The 2,568-nt window shown below is 68.0% G+C and carries 2 protein-coding genes; one reads left to right on the top strand and one right to left on the bottom strand.

Annotated features, from left to right (window positions below):
- The coding region (locus tag VF643_RS00335) for a glycoside hydrolase family 3 protein (RefSeq protein ID WP_331041373.1) at positions 1–1,458 on the bottom strand (1,458 nt) is incomplete at its 3' end.
- Positions 1,459–1,597: 139 nt separating this feature from the next.
- On the opposite strand from VF643_RS00335, the gene VF643_RS00330 reads away from it, so the two are divergent.
- Entirely contained in the window at positions 1,598–2,368 is a 771-nt protein-coding gene (locus VF643_RS00330; RefSeq protein ID WP_331041372.1) for a hypothetical protein, read from the top strand.
- Positions 2,369–2,568 lie beyond the last annotated feature (200 nt).

Raw genomic sequence — 2,568 nt, 5'->3', positions numbered from 1 at the left:
CAGCGTGAGCGGGAAATCGAGCGACTCCGCGGTCCATTGCGTCACGAACACGATTGCGACATCGGCGGTCTTCGCGGCGGCAGCGGCCGCGGCGAGATCGGTGCCCGCGTCAAATGCGATCGCCGCGTCCGGACGTTCCGTGCGCAGCGCCACCAACGGCGACGACTTCGCATAGACCACCGGGCCGGGCCAGTTCTTCGGGCCGAGCCCGCGCACCGCATTGCCACCGGGTGCGTAGACCTGCGCCGATCCACCGCCGGTCAGCACGCCGACATCGGCATGGCCGCCGATCACCGCGATCCGCTTCGCGGTGCGTGCGAGCGGCAGCATGTCGCGGTCGTTCTTCAGCAGCACGATGCCGTTCTCGGCGGCGGCCTGCGCGACCGCGGCATGCGCGGCGAAGTCGATCGGGGCGAGCGCGACCGGGCGATCCACCGCGCCGCTGGCGATCAGCGCGCGCGCGATCCGGCGGACCTTGTCGTCGATCACCGCGATCGGCACGGTCCCCTTGGCGATCGCCGCCTTCAGCTTGTCGCGCCACACGTAGTTCTCAGGGGTGGAGACGCCGGTCTCCTGATCGAGCCCGCCGAGCGCATTCTCGATCGTATCGTGCGCTGCGCCCCAATCGGACATCACATAGCCGCGATAGCCCCAGTCGCGCTTCAGCACGGTGTTGAGCAGCCAGTCGTTCTGGCACGCGTGCTTGCCGTTGACGAGGTTGTACGAACACATCACCGATCCAGGATCGCCCTGTTCGATCGCGAACTGGAACGCGAGCAGGTCCGACGTCCGCGCGGCGCCCTCGTCGATCAGCACGTTGATCGTGCTGCGACCGGTTTCCTGGTTGTTCAGCGCATAATGCTTGACGGTGGTGACGATCCCGTTCGCCTGGATCCCGCGCATGAAGGCACCGACCATCATCCCCGCGAGCAGAGGGTCCTCGCCCGCATATTCGAAGTTGCGACCGTTGCCGGGATCGCGATCGAGATTGACGCCACCCGCGAGCTGGACGTTGAACCCCGACGCGCGCGCCTCGGCGCCGACCATCTGGCCCCCCGCATAGGCCGCGCCCGGATCCCAGCTGGATGCGGTGAGGATACCCGACGGCAGCACCGTCCGCTCCAGCGCCGGAGTCGCTTCGCCCTGCGTGGCGACGCCGCTCCCCGCGTCGCTTTGCCACTGCGGCGTGAAGCCGAGCCGCGGAATGCCGGGAACGAAGCCCGCGGATTGCAGCCGTGCCTCGGGATGGCGGAACTTGTTCCAGTCCTGCTGCACGCCGAAGAACCCGGTGATCACCACCAGCTTCTCGTCCTCGGTCATCGCCTTCACCAGCAAGTCGGCGCGCGCGTCGGCGGAAAGCGCCCGGTTCTTCCACGCGGTCGGATCACCCGACGCAGCGATGGCGCCCCCCGCGAGCGCACAAGCCATGGCGGTGGCGAGAAAGAACGAAGCGCGCATGATGATCCCCTTCAAGGTCGCGGCTGTCTACGGTGACGCGGCGGCCGGTGTCACGGGTGATTCACGTCGCTTCCGTACAATCGGCGTGGTCGGCATGATGATAAGCGGATCCGCTCGAGAACGATCTACGGGGCAGGGCATGGCGACTCGTCTGTACGCGCGACCACGGGTGTTGCCCGAGGCGCGCTTCTACCTGATCGGCGCCCTGCTGATGATGGCGGTGCTGGTGCTCGGCTTCTCGATGCAGCTGGTGGCGGGACGGTCGAGCTTCGCGGCGCCGCCGCTGGTCCATGTCCACGGCGTGTTGTTCTTCGGGTGGGCGGTTTTCTACGTCCTGCAGACCGCGTTGGCGTCGACCGGCTCGCTTGCCACCCATCGGCGGCTCGGCTGGTTCGCCGCGGTGTGGGCGCCGGCGATGGTGGTGATGGGCATCTGGGTCACCGTCGCGATGGTCCGCCGCGGCGCCGTGCCCTTCGTCTTCGCGCCCGCCTGTTTCCTGGTGATGAACCCGCTCAACATCCTGACCTTCGCAGCGCTGACCGCGGCCGGTATAAGGATGCGCCGCCAGACCCAGTACCACCGCCGGCTGTTGTTCTGCGCAATGGCGTCGCTGACCGGACCCGGGATCGGGCGCTTGCTGCCGATGCCGTTGCTGATCCCCTATGCGGCATGGGCCGTGTTCGTGGTGGTGATGCTTTTCCCGCTGGCCGGAGCGATTCGGGACATACGCACGAGCGGGCGGGTGCATCCCGCGTGGTGGTGGGGGATGGGGAGCATCGCCGGCGCACAGATCGCGATGAGCCTGATCGCCTATAGCCCGGTGGGCGCTGCCCTGTACGGCTTCGTCACGTTCGGATCGCCGGGTGCCGACGTTCCGCCTCTGGCCTATCCGCCGATGCCGCCGATGTAGCGACTCGCGTTTCGGGGGAGGCCGATCCGGCCTCCCCCCAGCCTTGCTACTTCTTGCGCGCGCGCTTCGGGTTGGCGGCAGCCTCGGTATCCTCCTCCTCGTCGGGCGAGTCTTCACCGGCTTCGGTCAGCGCCTCGCCGAGCGTCTTCAGCTTGTCCTGCGACTTGTCGGCGCGGTCGGCGATCTTGGTGGTCGCGACG

This window comes from Sphingomonas sp., from assembly GCF_036387595.1.
Classification (GTDB): Bacteria; Pseudomonadota; Alphaproteobacteria; order Sphingomonadales; family Sphingomonadaceae; genus Sphingomonas.
The sequence above is the reverse complement of the archived record's forward strand: the minus strand, read 5'-3'. Positions and strand labels throughout refer to the sequence as shown.

What these genes read in the sequence shown, in the direction of transcription:
- VF643_RS00330 (WP_331041372.1), top strand. Translation starts at nt 1,598, where the DNA reads ATGGCGACTCGTCTGTACGCGCGACCACGGGTGTTGCCCGAGGCGCGC.